The 16691-nt window shown below is 67.6% G+C and carries 18 protein-coding genes and 1 other RNA gene; 6 read left to right on the top strand and 13 right to left on the bottom strand.

Going from position 1 to position 16691, the window contains the following annotated elements:
* Window positions 1-223: 223 nt before the first annotated feature.
* The 4 genes from AC1DQJ_RS09880 to ssrA all read right to left on the bottom strand — a co-directional run bounded on the left by AC1DQJ_RS09880 (window position 224) and on the right by ssrA (window position 2424).
* Window positions 224-997: a C13 family peptidase gene (locus AC1DQJ_RS09880; RefSeq protein WP_477602700.1), complete on the bottom strand. Its 774-nt coding sequence runs from the start codon at window positions 995-997 to the stop codon at window positions 224-226.
* A 1-nt stretch (window position 998) separates the two neighbouring features.
* Window positions 999-1466: a PaaI family thioesterase gene (locus AC1DQJ_RS09875; RefSeq protein ID WP_477602716.1), complete on the bottom strand. Its 468-nt coding sequence runs from the start codon at window positions 1464-1466 to the stop codon at window positions 999-1001.
* Window positions 1467-1471: 5 nt separating this feature from the next.
* Entirely contained in the window at window positions 1472-1951 is a 480-nt protein-coding gene (locus tag AC1DQJ_RS09870; RefSeq protein WP_477602698.1) for an SspB family protein, read from the bottom strand.
* A 109-nt stretch (window positions 1952-2060) separates the two neighbouring features.
* Window positions 2061-2424: a transfer-messenger RNA gene (gene ssrA / locus AC1DQJ_RS09865) on the bottom strand.
* A gap of 152 nt (window positions 2425-2576) precedes the next feature.
* Here ssrA and AC1DQJ_RS09860 point away from each other — a divergent pair.
* On the top strand, window positions 2577-3158 hold the full coding sequence (locus AC1DQJ_RS09860) for an inner membrane-spanning protein YciB (RefSeq protein ID WP_477602696.1): 582 nt from the start codon (window positions 2577-2579) through the stop codon (window positions 3156-3158).
* On the opposite strand, the gene AC1DQJ_RS09855 is transcribed toward AC1DQJ_RS09860, so the two are convergent.
* The gene (locus AC1DQJ_RS09855) at window positions 3155-3592 is read right to left on the bottom strand and encodes a universal stress protein (RefSeq protein WP_477602694.1); all 438 of its coding nucleotides are present in this window, start codon (window positions 3590-3592) and stop codon (window positions 3155-3157) included. The genes AC1DQJ_RS09860 and AC1DQJ_RS09855 overlap by 4 nt on opposite strands.
* A gap of 204 nt (window positions 3593-3796) precedes the next feature.
* On the opposite strand from AC1DQJ_RS09855, the gene AC1DQJ_RS09850 reads away from it, so the two are divergent.
* Window positions 3797-4450: an aquaporin gene (locus AC1DQJ_RS09850; RefSeq protein ID WP_477602692.1), complete on the top strand. Its 654-nt coding sequence runs from the start codon at window positions 3797-3799 to the stop codon at window positions 4448-4450.
* A 52-nt stretch (window positions 4451-4502) separates the two neighbouring features.
* Here the strand turns inward: AC1DQJ_RS09850 and AC1DQJ_RS09845 are convergent, their stop codons facing one another.
* Together AC1DQJ_RS09845 and ilvN are read right to left on the bottom strand one after the other, a co-directional pair.
* The gene (locus tag AC1DQJ_RS09845; protein ID WP_477602690.1) at window positions 4503-5417 is read right to left on the bottom strand and encodes a hypothetical protein; all 915 of its coding nucleotides are present in this window, start codon (window positions 5415-5417) and stop codon (window positions 4503-4505) included.
* 10 nt (window positions 5418-5427) lie between these two features.
* Window positions 5428-5976 carry an acetolactate synthase small subunit gene (gene ilvN, locus AC1DQJ_RS09840; protein ID WP_477602688.1) on the bottom strand — a complete coding sequence of 183 codons (549 nt, stop codon included), beginning with the start codon at window positions 5974-5976 and terminating at the stop codon, window positions 5428-5430.
* Between the two features lie 173 nt (window positions 5977-6149).
* Here ilvN and AC1DQJ_RS09835 point away from each other — a divergent pair, with 173 nt between their 5' ends.
* Window positions 6150-6506: a SnoaL-like domain-containing protein gene (locus AC1DQJ_RS09835; RefSeq protein WP_477602686.1), complete on the top strand. Its 357-nt coding sequence runs from the start codon at window positions 6150-6152 to the stop codon at window positions 6504-6506.
* Between the two features lie 161 nt (window positions 6507-6667).
* Window positions 6668-8587, top strand: coding sequence for a TonB-dependent receptor domain-containing protein (locus AC1DQJ_RS09830; protein WP_477602684.1), 1920 nt, complete (start codon window positions 6668-6670; stop codon window positions 8585-8587).
* A gap of 18 nt (window positions 8588-8605) precedes the next feature.
* Here AC1DQJ_RS09830 and AC1DQJ_RS09825 read toward each other — a convergent pair whose 3' ends face one another.
* Window positions 8606-10402: an acetolactate synthase 3 large subunit gene (locus AC1DQJ_RS09825; RefSeq protein ID WP_477602682.1), complete on the bottom strand. Its 1797-nt coding sequence runs from the start codon at window positions 10400-10402 to the stop codon at window positions 8606-8608.
* A 171-nt stretch (window positions 10403-10573) separates the two neighbouring features.
* Window positions 10574-11503 carry a tRNA (adenosine(37)-N6)-dimethylallyltransferase MiaA gene (miaA, locus tag AC1DQJ_RS09820; RefSeq protein WP_477602680.1) on the bottom strand — a complete coding sequence of 310 codons (930 nt, stop codon included), beginning with the start codon at window positions 11501-11503 and terminating at the stop codon, window positions 10574-10576.
* Between miaA and serB the strand changes: the two genes are divergently transcribed.
* Window positions 11502-12395 carry a phosphoserine phosphatase SerB gene (serB, locus tag AC1DQJ_RS09815; RefSeq protein ID WP_477602678.1) on the top strand — a complete coding sequence of 298 codons (894 nt, stop codon included), beginning with the start codon at window positions 11502-11504 and terminating at the stop codon, window positions 12393-12395. The genes miaA and serB overlap by 2 nt on opposite strands.
* 49 nt (window positions 12396-12444) lie before the next feature.
* Window positions 12445-13110, top strand: a complete 666-nt coding sequence (locus AC1DQJ_RS09810) for an HAD family hydrolase (RefSeq protein WP_477602676.1) — start codon at window positions 12445-12447, stop codon at window positions 13108-13110.
* Here AC1DQJ_RS09810 and AC1DQJ_RS09805 read toward each other — a convergent pair.
* The 4 genes from AC1DQJ_RS09805 to hflK form a co-directional block, all read right to left on the bottom strand.
* Complete coding sequence (locus AC1DQJ_RS09805) at window positions 13094-13894, bottom strand: S1C family serine protease (RefSeq protein ID WP_477602674.1); 801 nt, start codon at window positions 13892-13894, stop codon at window positions 13094-13096. The two genes, AC1DQJ_RS09810 and AC1DQJ_RS09805, sit on opposite strands and share 17 nt — an antisense overlap.
* A 100-nt stretch (window positions 13895-13994) precedes the next feature.
* Window positions 13995-14522 (bottom strand): GNAT family N-acetyltransferase, encoded by a 528-nt coding sequence (locus AC1DQJ_RS09800; protein ID WP_477602673.1) that lies wholly within the window; start codon window positions 14520-14522, stop codon window positions 13995-13997.
* A gap of 16 nt (window positions 14523-14538) precedes the next feature.
* Entirely contained in the window at window positions 14539-15429 is an 891-nt protein-coding gene (gene hflC / locus AC1DQJ_RS09795; RefSeq protein WP_477602671.1) for a protease modulator HflC, read from the bottom strand.
* Window positions 15426-16622, bottom strand: coding sequence for an FtsH protease activity modulator HflK (gene hflK, locus AC1DQJ_RS09790; protein ID WP_477602669.1), 1197 nt, complete (start codon window positions 16620-16622; stop codon window positions 15426-15428). The genes hflC and hflK overlap by 4 nt, the downstream gene beginning before the upstream one ends.
* Window positions 16623-16691 lie beyond the last annotated feature (69 nt).

Raw genomic sequence — 16691 nt, 5'->3', positions numbered from 1 at the left:
GGCCGGAGCAGGCGTCGGCGGCGGGGCGGCAGGCGCCGCAGCCTCCTGAGCCAGCGCCGTCGTCGCCGAGCAGGCGAGCGCAGCCGCGAAGGCAGCCTTGAAGATCAATCGCATGGACGAAACCCGCTAGCCCAATTGCCCCACGAGTCTCTTTGTAGGGCGCCGCAAGCCGAGGGCGCTAGAGCGGTTGCAGCCTGCGACGATGAGGCCTTGGGGATGAACCTCAATCGCCCTTCGGAGGCCCGGTTGGGAAGGCGTAGAGCGGCAGCATCGGGCGCAGTTCGCCGCCGATCCAAATCTGCGGTTCCGAGGGCGGCTTCATGCCCTCGGCGATCTCTCGCAGAGCGACGCAACTCTTCACCGCGCTGGCCAGGGTCGCGAAGTCCGTGGACGCGGGAGCCGACTTCAGAACGCAGTCGTCGAAGAACGGGTAGATGTTGTCGGCTCCGCAGCCGAACGAGGTGCGGTCCGGCCGCGCGGCGGTCAGGATCATCCGGTTCGGCTGGGCCAGCGGGCGGACGAACACGCCCGAGAAGCACGCCGACATGATCACCACGGTCGGCCGGTTCTGACAGGTGGAGTCCAGGATCAGGCCGAGGATGCCAGGGGTCAGGATCTGCTGGTCGATGAGCACGCCCTGTGGCGCGCCGTGGGAGGTGAAATAGATCAGGCACCCGGAACGCGCCTTGGTGGAGAGCTGACCCAGCGTCTCGTAGATGGCGCGCGGATCGGACTTCAGCGGCTTGTCCTTGTAGCGCGTCGGCCGCACCGAGAACTGAGCCATGTTGTCCGGCGAGAAGCCGATGCGCTGCAACTCCTTGGAGACGTCGCGCCGGGCGTTGTCGAACACCTCTGTCGGCCCGCCATTGCTGCCGTGGAAATCGCCGGCCACAACGACCGCGGCCCAGTCATCGAAGGGGCTGGCGGCCAGGGTGGGCGAGGCCCACCACAGCAGGGAAAACAGGAACGCGCCGACGATGCCTGCGCGCCCAAACATCTTAGGCCTTGTAGCGCTGGAATGGGGTGGGGACTGCGGTGCCGGTCGCCTTGGCCAGCAGCCGTCCGTCGGCGTCGTAGAGCTCGCCCTCCGTGAAGGCGATGGTGCGGCCCCACTTGGCCACCTTGCCGATCCCCTTCAGCTTGCCGGGGGCGGCGGGGCGGAAGAAGGTGGTCTTCATCTCGGCGGTCGGCGCCACATGGGTCATGCCCGAGGCGACCATGCAGGCCACCGACATGCATTCGTCCAGCATGGCGCAGAGATAGCCGCCCTGGACCTGCTTCATCGGGTTCAGGAGCAGTTCTGGCTTGGCGTCGAACTCCACCTCGACCGACTTCTCCGCCTGGCTGACCGCGACGATGCGGAAGCCGAGGGTCTGGGATCCGGTGGGCTGGTTCTTTGAACGCTGGAAACGGGCCAGGATCGCTTCGTCGGTCAGGACTTCGGGTTCGGGCGCGACGTCGGTCACGAGGCTCACTTCTTCCGGAAGGTGTCGAGGGAGACGACGTTCGGCGCGTTGGGATCCGGATCTGGCGCGTCCGGCGCCGGCTCGGCGGCGGGCAGGCTGGCGGTGTTGGCCGCGGGCGACTCGAACTGCAGCAGGAACTGGACGCTGGGGTCGTAGAAACGAGTGACGGCCGCGTAGGGCACAGACATCCGCTTTGGCTGGCCGCCGAACTTCAGCGTCACCGAGAAGAAGGTCTCGCCCGGGGCGAGGTCCCAGTACTGGTGCTGCAGGACGATGGTCATCTCGTCCGGATATTTCGACAGCAGATCGTTGGGACCGGAGACGCCGGGCGCCTCGGTCTTGAAGGTGATGTAGAAATGATGGGCGCCCGGCAGGCCTTCCGGCGCCGCGGCGCGCTTCAGCGCGGCCTTCACCACGCCGCGCAGGGCCTCTTGGGCCATGGCTTCGTAGTGCATCTGATCTTGGGCCGGCGGGTCCTGGGCCATCGAAACTCCGGGGGTACTAAGCGTGCGGCGGAGGGTAGCGTTTCGGCGGGCGCGCGCAAGGCGGCTCGCGTGAGAGAAGACGCTGAATCTCAGGCATTTTGAGGGTGAAGGTGGAGGGGTTCTGTTGCAAGGCCCCCTCCCGGCCCCGCCTAGCGCTGCTAAGACGCTAGGAGTTTAGGTCGAAATCTATCGAACCGCTTACGCGGCCAGACGGACTTCTTCAGCGAAGTTATCGTTCGCATTTAGTTTAAAGCCCGAAACGGTGGGCCAAGCCGAGAGAAAGCAACACCTTTAGACGTCTGTCGATGCTGATCGGCCCCATGCTTTCCGGCGATAACGACCGGGGAAGATTGGTGGAGCCGCCGGGAATCGCACCCGGGTCCAGTCCGCTTATTACGTGCGCGTTTATCTCCATAGTCAGGGCGAACCCTGACCCTCCCAATATAGGGGGGCGGCGTCTGATTTTGAAGAACTTCCGGTGAGCGACGAGCAGAACGCCGCTCACGAAGCGCGAGCGAACAGCCCCATTACGCGAGCGGCCACCGCCGCTGCGTGGGCGGGTTCACGGTCCATGCCCTTACGCCGCTAGGCTTTGCGCGAGTTCAGATCGCTGGAGCCCGACACCATGAGCCCTCTCTTTCACGCCGTCCGTCCGCTGCTGATCGACATGGCGGCGACCCTTGTCTTCTACGGCGCGCTGGCCGCCACCGGCGACGTGGCCTTGGCGACGGGCGTGGGAATCGGCCTGGGGGTCGCCCAGGTCGCCTTCATGATGGCCCGCGGGCGCAAGATCGCTCCGATGCAGTGGACCAGCCTGGCCTTGGTGGTCGTGATGGGCGGGGCGACTCTGCTCACCCACGACGCCCGCTTCATCCTGATCAAGCCGACCATCATCTATGCGGCGATCGGGGCGGCGATGCTGCAGCGGGGCTGGATGACGCGCTACATGCCGCCCCAGGCCCATGGCCGTATTCCAGAGGGCTATCTGATGGTCGCTGGCTACGTGTGGGCCGCGCTGATGTTCTTCAGCGCAGCGCTGAACCTGGCCGTCGCCTTCACCCTAGACGCCCGGACGGCCGCCACCACGATGGCGATCTGGTCGACGGTCTCCAAGATCGCGCTGTTCGCGGCTCAGTATGCGATCTTCCACAGCGTGGCGCGGCGAAACGTGATCGCCGCCCGGCAAGCGGCCGTCGAGGCCGCCTAGCGGACGACCAGCACCGGAAGCTTGGCGTTCGCCACGACCTCCGAAGTCTGGCTGCCCAGCATCAGACGTCCCAGGCCGCGGCGACCATGCGAGGCCATGACGATGAGATCGCAGCCGCGGGACGTGGCCGTTTCGACAATCGCGTCGGCGGGTTGGCTGTTGGGCACGTGCAAGGTCGTCACCGTCACGCCGGCGGCCTCCGCCGCCTTCTGAGCCGCGCCCAGGACCTTTTCGGCGAACTCCTTCTGCACGTTGTCGTAGTCGGCGAACTCGAGCGGCACATAGCTGCTGCCCATCGCATAGACCGGGAAGGGTTCGGTCACCGTCAGGATCGTCGCCGGGACGCCGAGACTCTTGGCCAAGCCCAGTCCGTGGTCGATCCCCTTCTGGGCGACTTCCGAGCCATCGGTGGTGATGAGCAGGTGCTTGTACATCTTGTCTCCTTGCGAGGGCGCAGTCTCCAGTCGTCCCATCTCCGAACAGGAAGTCCAACTGGGCAATAGTACCTAGTAGGGGAACCAGCGGCGCTAGAATCTCTTAAGGTAGCGCTTGGCTAGTTGGTTCCCGGCGCGGCGCCGATAGTGCGCTATCTCAGCGCTCAACCATGAGTTAGCCTCGCCTGATCACGGGAGGCTCTAATGCAAAAGTTCGTAGCTGAGTTTATCGGTACGCTTACGCTTGTGCTCTTCGGTTGCGGCGCGGCGGTGCTTGGTGGAGACAACGTCGGCCAACTCGGCATCGCCCTGGCGTTTGGCTTCGCCATCGTGGCGATGGCCTATGGGATCGGCTCGATCTCGGGCTGTCATGTCAATCCGGCGGTCAGCCTGGCGGTATTCATTGCGGGACGAATGAGCGCCCGCGACATGGGGCTCTACTGGATCGCGCAGTTCCTCGGCGCCCTGGTCGGGGCCGGCATTCTCGCTGCGATCGCCGGCATGGCGAACGGCCTTGGCCAGAACGGCTGGGGACCTGGCTACAACGGCGAGTTCTCGATGCAGTCGGCGCTGATTTTCGAGGTGGTGATGACGGCGCTGTTCGTCATCGTGATCTTGGGCTCGACGTCCACCGCCGCACCGGCGGGCTTCGCTGGTCTCGCCATCGGCATCACCCTGGCGGTCATCCACATCGTCGGCATTCAGGTGACGGGCGTGTCCGTCAATCCGGCCCGCAGCTTCGGCCCGGCGATGCTGGTCGGGGGACAGGCGCTGGCGCAACTCTGGCTGTTCTTCGTCGCGCCGGTGATCGGAGCGATCATCGGCGGGGTGCTCTATCGCTTCAACGTACTTCGCTAGAGCGTCACAGCTTCAGGTGGAAGCCGATTGAAGCGACCGTCACGCTCTAAGTTCATGAAGATAGACCCTTGTTGTCCGGTTCAGGTTCTGCCTGAACCGGAAAGGGTCTAGGCGGTTCGCCCTCGGTCGAGGGCGGCCGACGGTCCGGCGGTTGGGGACGCGCAAACGGCGCGGGCTTCAGCCGGCCTCCGCCGGCGATCAGTTGCTGATACGCCGCGCGGGCCGTCGCAAAGCTCGGCCCGCCCGGCCAGATCACGTCAATGCGCGGTTCGTGCCCGAGCGCCAGGCCGAACGCCGCTTCCAGCACGTCCGCCGCTTGGCCGATCTCGGCGCTGTCGCAGGCGCGCCGAACGGAACGCGCCTGACCGGGAACCACCAAGGTCAGGTCATAGGAGGCGCCATCGACGCAGAGCGCGTCGGCCGCGCCGGAACCCTCGTCGACCCGTACGTCCCGCGGCGAGTCCCAGAGCGGATCATCACGAAGGCGCTCCAGCCGCGCGGCGGTCCCTTCCGGCGCCTCGATATCGAAACCCACGCGGCGGGCGATGCCCGGTTCGCAACAGCCCAGGCCGGCGCGGGCCTGGACGAAGGTCTTGCCGTCGCGTCGGACGGTGGTGCGGATCAGCGTCTGGCGGGCGGAGGTCGCCGGCCGCACGGCCACCTCAAGGATCATCTCGCCGGGGCGCAGGATCTGGTTCTGCAGCGGCGGCAAGCCCCACAGGCGGTACAGAAGCGGATCGTAGCCGTTGCCGATCACGGGCAGACGGTCGCCGCGGCCAAGGCGGCGCCCGGCCAGGGGATCGGCGGCTTCGTCCGGGACGGGCCACTTGTCATCCCACCAGGATTTTGGGTCCGGGGACGGCCAGGGCCAGTCGAGGCTGGAAGGGGGTTCAGCGGGCTGGGGCTGGGCCAGGGCCGGAAGGGAGAGGCTGAGCAGGCAGCAGATGGTCGCAGCTAGGCGGACCACATGTTCCTCCTCACATGGCGTCAGCGCCCCTGGTGATGGAAAGCACGCCTGTGCGCGAGAGTTCCACAAGGCCGAGCGGCCGCATCAGCTCGACGAACTTGTCGATCTTCGTCGAGGCCCCGGTCAGTTCGAAGATGAAGCTGTCGATTGTGGTGTCGAGCACCTTGGCCCGGAAGATGTCGGCGATGCGCAGGGCCTCCACCCGTTCCGGGCCGGTCCCCTTGACCTTCACCAGGGCCAACTCGCGTTCGAGGCCGTTGGGGTCGCGGGTCACGTCCTGAACGTGGCGCGTGGCGACCATCTTCTCCAGCTGGGCCTCGATCTGTTCGAGCACGTGCGGCGCGCCGCGGGTGACGATGGTGACCCGGCTGGTGTGGGCCCGGCGGTCGGTTTCGGCGACGGTCAGGCTCTCGATGTTGTAGCCGCGGGCGGCGAACAGCCCGACGAGGCGGTGCAGGACGCCCGGTTCGTTCTCCACCAGGATCGCGAAGGTGGCCAGGTTCTCGGCTTCCTCGGCATGGCTGAGGTCGTAGACGGAGGCGGGCTGGGCGTCGGACATGCGGGCTCTCTAAACGTCGGTCGCCGACGAGGTGTCACAAGCAGGGGCGGGGGGCAAGCCGCGACTGGCGAACGTGTTAGAACAAATCATAAACATTTCACTTGCGCAGAACGCTGTTTGGTGACCGAGTTTTTCGGAACTGGCCGATCGGCCAACCCCCGGAGACGACAGTGATGAGCACGCAAGACATCGCCAACGACCTGGTGGCCCTCTGCAAGGCGGGCAAGTTCGACGAGGCAGGCGAGAAGTACTGGGCCGACGACGTCTTGAGCGTCGAGGCGATGCCCGGCGACATGGCCCAGATGCGCGGCAAGGACGCCCTGCGCGGCAAGGGCGAATGGTGGAACAACGCCCACGAGATCCATTCGACGGAAGTCGAAGGCCCCTACGTCAACGGCGACCAGTTCGCGGTGCGGTTCAAGATGGATCTCACCCAGAAGGAAACCGGCAACCGCATGCAGATGGATGAGGTCGGGCTCTACACGATCAAGGACGGCAAGATCGCCGAGGAGCGGTTCTTCTACAGCTAGACCGACGGCGGCGCGGGGCCCTTCCTTCACCATGAGCAGGGGCTCGCGCGGTTCGGGCCCGTTCCCGGCCGGGTTCGTCGCACGGACGTTTCGAGCGCAAGAAACGAGAATTCCCGCAAGCTCGACCACACTATGGCGCGCCCTTTGTCGAAGGGGCGACCATGTACAGACTTGTTTCCATTTCGCTGCTGGCGGCGACCCTGGCGGCTGCCGGCGACGCCGCGGCCCAGACCTCCGTGGTTGGGGAAGCGCGTAGCGCCTACGGCTATCGGAGCGGCGACGAGAGCATCGGCCTCTATGACGACAGAAAGGTCCGCGGGTTCGCCCTGGAAGCGGCGGGCAATTATCGGATCGGCGGCTACTATTTCGCGCGGAGCGGCGGCACGAACAGCCCGCTCATGCGCCGCACCGATGTCCTGGTGGGCCTGTCGGCGACCGACACGTCTTTCCCTGGCCCCTCGGGCCTCATCGACCATCAGATCCGCGAGCCTGCGAACGGGGCCAGCACCGCGACGCTGACGCTGGACACCTATCATCGACCGCGACTGGAAATCCTGGCGTCTGGGCAATCGGCGGACGCGCAATGGGGAGCGGCCGGCGTGCTGGTCCTGGCGCCTGACGAGAACGACTTTCAGGGCGGCGAGGGCCGCAGCTACCTGATCGGGCTCACGCCTCGCATTTCGCTCGCCGACGGCCATGCCTTGAGGTTGCTTGGCGTCGAGTTTGGCTATGAGAGATTAGGCGCGGTTCGGTTCTCGCCCGCGGGCGGCGAGCCGCCGGCGAATGTGGAGCGGCAGCGCTTTCTTGGACAAACCTGGGCGCAGGAGAAGGGCCGCAATCGCCTGGGCGGCGCGATCTATGAGGGCGAAATCACGCCTGATCTGAACGCGGCGGCCGCCCTTTTCTATTCGGCAAGTCTTCCCGACGCCGCCTTCACCCATTTCTACACCGAGATCGGCCCGGCCGGGGACGGGCTGGCCCGGGTCGTGGCCGCGCCCGAGCAAAGCACCGAGACCAACTCGGGCGAGCTGCGGCTCACCTGGCGGCCGGACTGGTCCTGGGGGCAGAACGAGCTGTTGGTGACGGCCCGCGGCCGCGCGACCCGCGCAAAGATCGGCGGCGAACAGGTGGTCGATCTTGGCGCGGCGAACGTCCAGACGGGCGCGCTCCAGGTTGCGCGCCCGCAGCTGACGGGGGAGGCGCACGACCGGAGCAGTGTCGATCAATGGGGCCTTGGGGCAAGCTACGGCCTCAAGCTGGCGAGCGGCCAAAGCCTCCGATTAGGGGTGCTGCGCGCCGACTACCAGACCACCAGCCTGCGCGCAGGCCAGCTCAGCGAGGCCGGAAGCCAGACCTGGCTCTACAACGCCAGCCTCTCGGCGCCGCTGACCGATCGGCTCACAGCCTACGCCTCCATTTCCCGCGGCATGGAGGAGGGCGGCGTGGCGCCGGCCAGCGCGACGAACCGAAACACCATCTTGCCGCCGATCCTCTCCGATCAGTCCGAGATCGGGCTTCGCCTCGAGACCGGGCGAAAGACCCGCCTCTATGTGACGGCTTTCAACATCGAGAAGCCGGCCGCCGCGATCGATCCGATCACCGGCGCGTACGGCCTGTCGGGGCGAGTGCGTCATCGCGGCGTCGAGGCTTCGCTGACCGGTGAGCCGCTGCCGGGGCTGAACATCCTGCTGGGCGGCTACGTGATGGACCCGTCGATCGCCGGGCCTCGGGTCGAGGCGCGCCTGCAGGCCTCGCAACCGGTGGGAACCCCGAAGTGGCGAGCGATCGGCGGTGTCGAATATCGCCCCCGCCAGACGCCGGACCTCAGCCTCGACATGCGGGTGGAGGTCAATGACGAGATGCTCGGCCGGTCTTCCGTGAGCCGCCCGCTCGTTCTGGACGGCTCCGCCGTGGTGGACCTGGGGTTCCGTTATCGCTTCAAGGTCGACGCGCGCAGCTTCACGCTCCGCGGCCAACTGCTGAACGTCTTCGACGACTACAGCTGGCAGGCGAACGCATCCGAGACGCTGGTCTATTCCGAACCGCGCCGCTACCGGCTGGCGCTGTCGACGTCGTTCTAGGCGCGCTCGCGGCTGGTCCTAGACCAGCCGCCTGCCGGCGTCGTCGATGATCGAGCCGAGGTCGCGGGCTTCCTCGGCCATGATCATCTCGTTGTGGGCCTTGCCGGACGGGATCATCGGGAAGCAGTTCTCTTCCTTGGTGACCCGGCAGTCGAACAGCACCGGCTTGGGCGAGGCGATCATCTCGCGGATCTTGTCGTCCAGTTCGTCCGGATGCTCGGCGCGGATGCCGACGCCGCCGAACGCCTCGGCCATCTTCACGAAGTCCGGCAGGCTCGACGAATAGGAGTGGCTGTAGCGCTCGCCGTGCAGCAGCTGCTGCCACTGGCGGACCATGCCCATCCATTCGTTGTTGAGGATGAAGATCTTGATCGGCAGGTCGTACTGAATGGCCGTCGACATTTCCTGCATGGTCATCTGCACCGAGGCGTCGCCGGCGATGTCGATGACCAGGGCGTCCGGATGGGCCATCTGCACACCGACCGCGGCCGGCAGGCCATAGCCCATGGTGCCCAGGCCGCCGGACGTCATCCAGCGGTTCGGCTGGTCGAAATGGTAATACTGGGCGGCCCACATCTGGTGCTGGCCGACCTCGGTGGTGATGTAGGTCTCGCGGTCCTTGGTCAGCTCGTACAGGCGCTCGATGGCGTACTGTGGCTTGATCAGCTTGGCGTCGGGACGATAGCGGAACGACTGCCGGGCGCGCCAAGCCTCGATCTGCCGCCACCAATCGTCCAGGGCCGCCTTGTCGGTCGACAGGTTCCGCGACTTCCAGACTGCGATCATGTCCTCCAGCACGCTGGCGGCGTCGCCGACGATGCCGATATCGGCGCGGACGTTCTTGCTGATCGACGAGGCGTCGATGTCGATGTGGATCTTCTTCGAGCCGGGGGCGAAGGCATCAAGACGGCCGGTGACCCGGTCATCGAAGCGCGCGCCGATCGCCACCATGACGTCGCAGTCGTGCATGGCGTTGTTGCTCTCGAAGCTGCCATGCATGCCGAGCATGCCGAGCCAGGCGGGGTCGGAGGCCGGGAAGGCGCCCAAGCCCATCAGGGTCGAGGTGACCGGCGCGCCGGTCAGCTTGGCGAACTCACGCAGCAGTTCGGCGGCCTTGGGGCCTGCGTTGATGACGCCGCCGCCGGTATAGAGGATCGGGCGGCGGGCGCCGGCGATCAGCGCCACGGCCTCGGCGATCCGCGAGGGCTCGCCCTTGGTGCGCGGCTTGTAGTTGTGCGCGTGGACGACCTCGTTGGGGCCCTTGTAGACGCCCTTGGAGAACTGGACGTCCTTGGGGATGTCGATGACCACCGGACCCGGACGGCCGGAGGTGGCGATGTGGAAGGCCTCGTGGATGATCCGCGGCAGGTCGGCCACGTCCTTGACCAGGTAGTTGTGCTTGGTGATCGGCCGGGTGATGCCGATCGTATCGCACTCCTGGAAGGCGTCGGTGCCGATCAGGTGGGTGGCGACCTGGCCGGTGAACACGACCATCGGAATGGAGTCCATCAGGGCGTCGACGATGCCGGTGATGGCGTTGGTCGCGCCGGGGCCGGAGGTGACCAGGACCACGCCGGGCTTGCCGGTCGAGCGCGCGTAACCCTCGGCGGCGTGGGTCGCGCCCTGCTCGTGGCGGACCAGGACGTGCTGCAGGCGCTTTTCCTCGAACAGCGCGTCATAGATCGGGAGCACCGCCCCGCCCGGATAGCCGAACAGCACTTCGACGCCCTGGTCGATGAGGGCGCGGACCACGATCTCGGCGCCCGTCAGGGTCTCTATCGTCGTATCGGCAGCAATCGTCTGGTGGGCGGACATTTTCGGAAGGCCTTGAATTTCGGCAATAAAAAAGGCCCTCGAGGGGCCTGGGCGAGCGACCTTTAGCGGGCCGACGAGCTGTCAGTCCGCGAGAGGTCGCACAGGGAGTACAAGAAGCTCACGCACGAGCATTCTCCAAATGAAGTCAGCAGCGCTCATGCCATGCCCCGATCACCCCGTCAAGGCGGGGGACTGCGCAATAAACTGCCTCCACTGGTCCTCCTGGCCCTCAGCGTCGAGGCGCGGCCAGTCGGCCATCTGACCGCGAAGCCAAGTGGACTGGCGCTTGGCGTATCGGCGGGTTTCCTGCTGCGCCTTCTCCAAACCTGCCGACAGGCTGGCCTCCCCGGCGACGACGGCGGCGAGCTCGCGATAGCCGACCGCCTTCATGGCCGGCAGGCTCGGATCTAGGCCGCGCGCGGCGAGGGCGGCGACCTCTTCGAGCGCCCCTTCGCGGACCATGAACTCGAGCCGGGCGTCGCAGCGGGCGAACAGGGCCGGGCGCGGGGGCTCGAGCGCGACCGCCCGCCAGGCGCCGGGCGGCAGGGCCGGATCGGTGCGGGCCTGCCAGTCGGTGAGCGAGCGGCCGGTGGCGGCGAACACCTCCCAGGCCCTGGTCAGGCGCTGGCGGTCGGCGGGGGAGATGCGCGCCTCGGCGGCAGGATCGGCCTTGGCCAGCCGCGCGCGGAAGGCGGCCTCGCCCATGGCATCGAACTCGGCGGCGGTCTCGGCGCGGATCTCCGCCGGGGTGTCCGGCACTTCGGCCAGGCCATGGGTCAGGGCGCGGAAATAGAGGCCGGTGCCGCCGACCACCACGGCCGGGCGGCCCCGCGCGGCGATCTCGTGGAGCTCAGCCAGGGCGGCGCGCAGCCAGCGGCCGACGGACCAGCCCTCGGCGGCGTCGACCGTGCCGAACAGGTGGTGCGGGGCCTGGCCCTCCTCCTCGATCGAGGGGCGGGCGGTCAGCAGCCGCAGGTCCGCATAGAGCTGCAGGGCGTCGGCGTTGACGATCTCGGCGCCGATCTCCCGCGCGAGTCGCAGGGCCAGGGCCGACTTGCCGCTTGCCGTCGGCCCGGCGATCAGCCAGATGCGGGGCTCCATGCAGATCGCTCTTACCCTTGTCGGTCCCGATTCAGATGCGGCGGCGCTCGCCGTCGCCACCCTGACCCCAGCGCTCGCAGGCGCGCACGCCCGCGTCAAGGAGCCCCGCATCCTCGGCGACGGCGCGGTGGATCTGCTGGTCGAGGCCGAGGCCATCGCCCCGGTGCGCGCCGCGGCCGAGACGGCGCTGGCGAACTGGCCGGTGGACGTCTGCGCCCAGCCCTGGAACGGCCGCCGGAAGCGGCTGCTGCTGGCCGACATGGATTCGACCATCATCGGCTGCGAATGCATCGACGAGCTGGCCGACTTCGCCGGGGTGAAGGCGCAGGTCTCGCAGATCACCGAACGGGCGATGCGCGGCGAGCTGGATTTCGAGGGCGCGCTGCGCGAGCGGGTGGCGATGCTGAAGGGCCTGCCACTGGGCGACCTGCAGCGGGCCTATGACGAGCGCGTGCGGCTGAACGCCGGCGCCCGGACCCTGGTGCGCACGATGGCGACCAATGGCGGCCGCGCGGTGCTGGTCTCCGGCGGCTTCACCTTCTTCACCTCGCGTGTCGCCCTGGCGGCAGGCTTCGCGGCCAACCGCGCCAACACCCTGCACGAGGCCGGCGATGTCCTCGCCGGTACGGTCGGCGAGCCGATCCTCGGCCGCGAGGCCAAGCTGGCGGCGCTGCAGGAAGAGGCCGCGGCCATGGGGATCACCCTGGCCGAGACGCTGGCCGTGGGCGACGGCGCCAACGACCTGGCGATGATCGAGGCCGCCGGCCTCGGCGTCGCTTATCGCGCCAAGCCGATTGTCGCGGCCCAGGCCGACGCCAAGGTCGACAAGGCCGACCTGACGGCGCTGCTGTACTTCCAGGGCTATCGCGCCGACGAGTTCGTAACGGACTGAAGCCGGGTTTGATTGTCCGCGGGCCACGCGGGCGGCTACAAGCCGCGCGATGAGTTTGCCCCGCGCTCCGAAAGCCGTCGTCTTCGACATGGACGGCCTGCTCTGCGACACCGAGGTGGTCTATCGCGACGCGATGATCGCCACCGCGGCCGAGCACGGCCACGACATGCCGATGTCGTTGTTCAGAAGCATGATCGGGCTGCCGGGACCGTCGAGCAATCAGAAGGTGCTCGACCACTTCGGGGCCGAATTCCCGATCGACCTCTTCAACACGCGGGTCAGGGAACATGTCGATGCCGCCTGCGCGGCCGGCGTGGCATTGAAGGCCGGGGTTCTGGAACTGCTCGACCATCTCGATGAACTGGCGCTGCCACGGGCGATCGCCACCTCGTCCAGCCATCGCGCGGTGGAGTCCCATCTCGGGCGCAGCGGGATCATTCCCCGCTTCCATGCGGTCGTCGCACGCGGCGACTACGCGCGCGGCAAGCCGAACCCGGACCCGTTCCTGACCGCCGCCGAGCGCCTGGGGATCGCGCCCGACCAGTGCCTGGCGCTGGAGGACAGCCACAACGGCGTGCGCGCGGCTTCAGCGGCCGGGATGATGACCATCATGGTCCCCGACCTGCTGGACCCGACCGAGGAGATGCAGTCGCTCTGCGTGCGGATCGCCGCCGATCTGCACGAGGTCGAGGCGCTGATCAGGGCCTCGCGCTAGGCTGTTGTCCGCTCGGCGCCGCAGGCGTCAGCTTGAAGCGCTCGACGGCGTCCTTCACCACGTTCGACGGGATGGCGAAGGCGATGCCAGCGCCAGGGTCGCCGCGGGTCTCGCGGGCGCTGGCCATGCCGATCACCTGTCCGGCGCTGTTGAGCAGCGGACCGCCGGAGCCGCCCGCGGTGAGGGCGGTGTCGATCTGGATGAAGGCCTTCACCGGGCCGCGCAGGGCGCCCTGGGCGAAGCGATCCTCGTCGTCCTGCGGGACGCCAACCTGGCGATTGACCGCCGAGACGATGCCCGAGGCGGCGCTGCCCATCAGGCCGTAGGGCGCGCCCATCAGCACCACCGGCTGACCGGCCTTCACCTGATTGCTGTCGGCGAAGCCGAGCGACACCAGCTGCTTGCCGGGGGTCGTGCGGAACACAGCGACGTCGGCCGGTTCATCGAGCCCGATCAGCTCGGCGCGAGCGACGCTGCCGTCGTCAAAGATCACATTGACCACTGGCAGGCCGCCGGTGACATGCGCGGCGGTGACCACCAGGCCGTCGGCGCTGACGACGAAGCCGGAGCCCATCTGCATGTGCTCGTCCGACCCGCTGGAGCCGGACACCGTGATCATCACGGTGGCGGCCTGGGCGCGCTCGACCGCGCCCACGAAGCTGGTCGATCCGCGGGCCGGAGCGGACCCGTCCTCGTCGCCATGGGAAAGGCCGATCGCAAGCAGGATCAGCATCAGCAGGATGACGACGCCGGCCGCGGCGTAGAGGAGCTGTTGGGTGCGCATGGCCCTCTCCGGGTTTAACCCGACCGATAGCGGCCAAGGCGCAGCTTGGTTCCGTTGCCGGCGCTGCGGCACATGTGCGCTCGCCGCAGCGAACGGCGGCCTAGAGCTCGATCCAGTAGTGCAGGGCGGTTTCGCCCTGATGCCAGATGTGCGGGGCGGCCTTGGCGAACTTGCCCCGGTTCTTCTCGATCACGCGGATGGAGGCGGGGTTGAGCGCATTGACGGTCAGCAACACCTCCTTCAGCGGGAGGTTGGCGCGGATGTAGTCGAGCGCGTCGGCGAGCATGGCGCTGGCGTGGCCTTTGCCCTGGGCCGAAGGGCGGACCACGTAGCCGATATGGCCGCCGACCTGTTCGAGGTTCTCGTTCAGGTGATGACGGATATTGATCGAGCCGAGGAATTGGTCGCCCTCGACATACCAGAGGGTGGTCGAGGGCACGGCCGCGCCGGGACTGCCGTCCGGCAGGGTGATGGTGGTCGGCGGATTGAGCAGGCCGTGGATCAGTGCGGCCGGGTCGGCTTCGACCCCGGCGATGCTCTCGGGCGTCTCGGGACGCAGAGTGTCGCGCGAGTAGCCCTCGCGCATCGCCTCGATGAACGAGGGCGTGTGCGCGAGGGCTGGAAGCACGAGCTTTGGCAAGGGCCTAACGGGCGTTGGGACCGCGTTCGAAGTACTTGAAGAAGGCGCTGTCGGGAGAGAGCACCATGGTGGTGTCGCCCTGGCCGAGGGAGGCCTCGTAGGCCTGCATCGAGCGGTAGAACGAGGCGAAGGCCGGGTCCTTGCCGAAGCCCTGGGCGAACAGGCGGGTCCGCACCGCGTCGCCTTCACCGCGAGTGGTTTCGGCCTGCTCGCGGGCGGTGGCCAGGGTGATGGCCACTTCACGATCGGCGGAGGCGATGATCTCGCGCTTCTCCTGCTCGCCTTGGGCGCGGATGCGGGCGGCTTCCTGCTGGCGGCTGGTCTGCATGCGGCGATAGACCGACTCCTGGATCTGGGCCGGGTAGTCGGCGCGCTTGATCCGCACATCGATGATCTCGATACCCAGGCGCGAGGACTTGGCGCGCGCGGCGACGTCAGCCTTGGTCTGGGCCAGCAGCGCCTCGCGGCGGCCGGAGATGATGTCGTTCTGGGTCGCCGAGCCGAGCACCTGACGGAGCGAAGAGTTCACCAGCCGCTCGATGCGGTCGCTGGCGGTCTGTTCGTCGCGCAGGGTGCGGTAGTACTGCAGCGGGTTGGAGATGCGGTAGCGGACGAAGGCGTCGACAACCAGGCGGTTCTGGTCGGAGGCGGTGATCTCTTCCTTGGCGGCCTCGATGGCGAGGTTGCGCTTGTCGAACAGCACGACGTTCTCGGCAAACGGGACCTTCACCTTCAGGCCGGGCGACGGATCACCCGGGGCGTTGATCACGCGGACTGGTTCGCCAAGGCGAATGACGACGGCCTGCTTGCGCTGGTCGACGATGAAGAAGGTCTGGGACAGGACGATCAGAATGACCGCGACGATGACGCCTAGGACGGCGAGGCTGCGGTTCATCGGCCAGCTCCCGGAGCAGGTGCGGGCGCGGCGGGCGCCGGGGCGGCGACCTCGGCCGGAGCGGTGCGCGAGGCGCTGGTGCGCGGACGGAAGACGTCAGGCGGCAGGATGATCGGGGCGCTGGCGCCCTTGCCGTCGATGACGACCTTGTTGGAGTTGGCGAGCACGCGCTGCATGGTCTCGATGTAGAGCCGGTCCTTGGTCACGCCGGGGGCGCGACGGTACTCGTTGTAGATCTGGTTGAAGCGGGCCACGTCGCCGGTCGCTTCGCGCACAGCCTGTTCGCGATAGCCCTGGGCCGACTGGATCAGCTTCGACGCGTCGCCCTTGGCCTCGTTGATTACCCGGTTGCGGTAGGTGTTGGCCTCGTTGCGGGCCGATTCCTGGTCCTGGCTGGCGCTGTTCACGTCGCGGAATGCGGCGGCCACTTCCTGGGGCGGGTTGGCCGAACGGATCTGGACTTCCACCACGCTGATGCCTGAGCCCCAGGAATCCAAGGTCCGCTGCATCAGTTCGGCGGTCTGGTTCTGGATCACGCCGCGGCCGGTGGTGAGGATCGGCTGCAGTTCGGACTTGCCGACCACCTCGCGCATGGCGCTCTCGGCGGCGGCCTTCACCGACACGTCGGGATCGCGCAGGGTGAAGAGGTAGCGGCTGGCGTCGGCCACTCGCCAGGTGACGCTGAAGTCGAGGTCGACGATGTTCTCGTCGCCCGTCAGCATCAGGCTTTCCTCGGGCATGTCGTTGTCGGGCGTCCCACCGATGTCGAGGCGGTTGAGGCTGGTGACCGGCACCTTCTCGACGCGTTCGATCGGCGTGGGCAGGTGGTAGCGGAAACCAGGGCCCTCGGAGCGCGAATAGGCGCCGAAGGTGGTGACCACGGCCTGCTCGTTGGGCTGGACGATGTAGACGCCGGACAGCGCCCAGAGGCCGAAGCCGACGCCGGCGACCGCGGCGATCGCGGCCGGACGGATTCCATCACCGCCGGGGCCGCCGCCGAAGAAGTCGCGGAGCTGCCGTTGCAGGCGCTCAAAGGCGGCGTTCAGTTCAGGGCCTTCCGGGCGGCGCGGACCACGAGGGCCGCCGCCTCCGCCGCCGAGCGGTCGGCGGGGTCCGGGCTTCTTGTCGCCGTTGCCCTCATTGGGCGGCGGCGAACCCCAAGGGCCGGGGTTTGCGTTGTCGTTCCAAGGCATGGTCGCGTCGTCTTGCTTTCGTTTCGGCGCGGCCGCGTCGTCAGCCCGAGCCTGGGCTTGTAAACCGGC

The organism is Phenylobacterium sp. P4_E10 (assembly GCF_056401675.1).
The sequence above is the reverse complement of the archived record's forward strand: the minus strand, read 5'-3'. Positions and strand labels throughout refer to the sequence as shown.

What these genes read in the sequence shown, in the direction of transcription:
- AC1DQJ_RS09880 (WP_477602700.1), bottom strand. Translation starts at nt 997, where the DNA reads ATGTTTGGGCGCGCAGGCATCGTCGGCGCGTTCCTGTTTTCCCTGCTG.
- AC1DQJ_RS09870 (WP_477602698.1), bottom strand. Translation starts at nt 1,951, where the DNA reads ATGGCCCAGGACCCGCCGGCCCAAGATCAGATGCACTACGAAGCCATG.
- AC1DQJ_RS09860 (WP_477602696.1), top strand. Translation starts at nt 2,577, where the DNA reads ATGAGCCCTCTCTTTCACGCCGTCCGTCCGCTGCTGATCGACATGGCG.
- AC1DQJ_RS09855 (WP_477602694.1), bottom strand. Translation starts at nt 3,592, where the DNA reads ATGTACAAGCACCTGCTCATCACCACCGATGGCTCGGAAGTCGCCCAG.
- AC1DQJ_RS09850 (WP_477602692.1), top strand. Translation starts at nt 3,797, where the DNA reads ATGCAAAAGTTCGTAGCTGAGTTTATCGGTACGCTTACGCTTGTGCTC.
- ilvN (WP_477602688.1), bottom strand. Translation starts at nt 5,976, where the DNA reads ATGTCCGACGCCCAGCCCGCCTCCGTCTACGACCTCAGCCATGCCGAG.
- AC1DQJ_RS09835 (WP_477602686.1), top strand. Translation starts at nt 6,150, where the DNA reads ATGAGCACGCAAGACATCGCCAACGACCTGGTGGCCCTCTGCAAGGCG.
- AC1DQJ_RS09830 (WP_477602684.1), top strand. Translation starts at nt 6,668, where the DNA reads ATGTACAGACTTGTTTCCATTTCGCTGCTGGCGGCGACCCTGGCGGCT.
- AC1DQJ_RS09825 (WP_477602682.1), bottom strand. Translation starts at nt 10,402, where the DNA reads ATGTCCGCCCACCAGACGATTGCTGCCGATACGACGATAGAGACCCTG.
- serB (WP_477602678.1), top strand. Translation starts at nt 11,502, where the DNA reads ATGCAGATCGCTCTTACCCTTGTCGGTCCCGATTCAGATGCGGCGGCG.
- miaA (WP_477602680.1), bottom strand. Translation starts at nt 11,503, where the DNA reads ATGGAGCCCCGCATCTGGCTGATCGCCGGGCCGACGGCAAGCGGCAAG.
- AC1DQJ_RS09810 (WP_477602676.1), top strand. Translation starts at nt 12,445, where the DNA reads ATGAGTTTGCCCCGCGCTCCGAAAGCCGTCGTCTTCGACATGGACGGC.
- AC1DQJ_RS09805 (WP_477602674.1), bottom strand. Translation starts at nt 13,894, where the DNA reads ATGCGCACCCAACAGCTCCTCTACGCCGCGGCCGGCGTCGTCATCCTG.
- hflC (WP_477602671.1), bottom strand. Translation starts at nt 15,429, where the DNA reads ATGAACCGCAGCCTCGCCGTCCTAGGCGTCATCGTCGCGGTCATTCTG.
- hflK (WP_477602669.1), bottom strand. Translation starts at nt 16,622, where the DNA reads ATGCCTTGGAACGACAACGCAAACCCCGGCCCTTGGGGTTCGCCGCCG.